The organism is Actinomycetota bacterium (genome assembly GCA_036280995.1).
Classification (GTDB): domain Bacteria; phylum Actinomycetota; class CALGFH01; order CALGFH01; family CALGFH01; genus CALGFH01.
In genome coordinates, this window is sequence record DASUPQ010000830.1 from 1 (window position 1) to 2,067 (window position 2,067).

Annotated in this window: 2 protein-coding genes; one reads left to right on the top strand and one right to left on the bottom strand. The window is 77.1% G+C overall.

The window, feature by feature from the left end:
* Window positions 1-297, top strand: a 297-nt coding sequence (locus VF468_27735) for a hypothetical protein (protein ID HEX5882076.1), incomplete at its 5' end; no start/stop codon positions are given.
* Window positions 298-304: 7 nt separating this feature from the next.
* On the opposite strand, the gene VF468_27740 is transcribed toward VF468_27735, so the two are convergent.
* On the bottom strand, window positions 305-2,067 hold a 1,763-nt coding region (locus tag VF468_27740), incomplete at its 5' end, for an ATP-dependent helicase (GenBank protein ID HEX5882077.1).

The following is a 2,067-nucleotide window of genomic DNA, read 5'->3' on the forward strand; positions in this document are numbered from 1 at the left end:
GTCCACCCCCTGGCCCTGCGCACCGCCCTGGCCGGGATCCCGGGCCTGGTCCAGTACAAGGTGGTCCACGACGACGACGGCCTGCACGTCCGGGCCGCCCTGCGCCCCGACGCCGTCCCCGCCGACGTCGTCCACCTGGTCACGACCCGCCTGGCCGGCCGCCTGGCCGCCCAGGGCGCGGCCCGCCCGCGGGTCGAGGTGGAGCTGCGCGACAGCCTCCAGGACGAGCGCGACACCGCCGGCAAGTTCAAGCTGATCGAGTCGCGCCTGCGCCGCCCGGCCGCCCCCGTTCGCTAGCGGCTCGCTAGAGGAACGACAGCTGGTCGCCGGTGGCCGCGGGCTGGGGGCGACGGCGGGCGGTGGCCCGGGCGTGGTCGAGCAGGGCGGCCTCGAGGTCGGCAAGGAACGGCGACGGCTCGGCCTCGCGGACCGAGCCGCGCCAGGCCCGCTTCCGGGCGTGGCTGAGGAACAGGTGGGAGCGGGCCCGGGTCATGCCGACGAAGAACAGCCGGCGCTCCTCGGCCGCCTCCTCCGGCGACCGCCGGGGGCCGAAGCGCAGGGGCAGCAGGCCGTCCTCGCAGCCGACCAGGAACACCACCGGGAACTCCAGGCCCTTGGCGGCATGCAGGGTGAGCAGCGACACCCGGTCCGCCCTGGGGTCCCAGGTGTCGACCTCGTCGCCGAGGGCCAGCTCGGCCAGGAACCGGTCCAGGTCGTCGCCGCAGCGCGCGGCCAGGGGGGCGAGCAGGTCGAGCGCCTCGGCCGCGCCGGCCATGTCGTCGGTGGCGGCCGCTGCGGCGGCGGCCAGGCGTTCCTGGAGGGAGCGGTCGCCGGCCGGCGGGCCGGGCACGACGGCCGGGTCGCGGAGGGCGCGGACCAGGGCGCGGACGGCCGGGCGGTCGCCCAGCCGGTCGTGGGAGCGCTTCTGGAACGGCATGCCGGCCCGGTCGAGCGCCTCGGCCAGCGGCCCCGACTGGGCGTCGGTGCGGTAGAGCACGGCCACGTCGGCGAACGACAGCCCGTGCTCGGCCCCGCCGTCGGCCCGGCCCGAGTCCAGGGACAGGAACGACGCCCCGCCCAGCAGCCGGTCGACCGTCTGGACGACGAACTCGGCCTCGGCCAGGTCGCTGGCCGCCTGGTGGACGGTGATCCGGGCCGGGGCGTCCTGGCCGGCCATGGCGGCCAGCTCGCGGCCCGCGACCAGGGTCGAGGGGGCGATCGCCTGCAGCGCCCCGGCGACGATGGCCGGGCTGGACCGGTAGTTGCGGGTCAGCCGGACGACGGTGGCGGCCGGGAAGTCCTCGGTGAAGCGGAGGAAGAAGCCGACGTCGGCGCCCCGGAAGCCGTAGATCGCCTGGTCGGGGTCGCCGATCACGCACAGGTTGGCGTCCGGGGTGGTCAGCAGGCGCAGCAGCCGGTACTGGAGCTCGTCCACGTCCTGGTATTCGTCGACGGCCACGAACCCGAACCGCTCCCGGTAGCGGGCGGCCATCGCCGGGTCGCCGGCCAGCAGCATCACGGGGAGCGCCAGGAGGTCGTCCAGGTCGACGAGGTCGCGCTTGCGCATGGCGGCCTCGTAGCGGGCCAGCGGACCGGCGACCTCGGACGCCTCGGCGTCCAGGTCGGGCCAGCGGGCGGCCCGGGCCCGCTTGCGCCGCACCAGCTCGGGCAGCAGCCGCCGGGCCTCCCGTTCGGGGCAGCCGAGCAGCTCCCCGAGCAGCTCCAGCCGCTCGGCCTCGTCGGCGATCCGGAACCCGGGCCCGAGGCCGACCGCCTCGTGCTGCTCGCGCAGGATCCGCAGCCCCAGCCCGTGGAAGGTCGTCACCAGCATCCGCCGGGCGTCGCCGGGCACCAACTGGTCCAGCCGCTCCTGGAGCTCGGCGCAGGCCCGCCGGGTGAAGGTGACGGCCAGGCACCGCTCGGCCGCCAGCCCCCGCCCGGCCACCAGGTAGGCCAGCCGGTGGGTGAGCGTCCGCGTCTTGCCCGTCCCCGGCCCCGCCACCACCAGCAACGGCCCCGGCTCCGCCCCCGCCGCCACCCGCTGCTCGGGGTCGAGCCCCTCGAGCA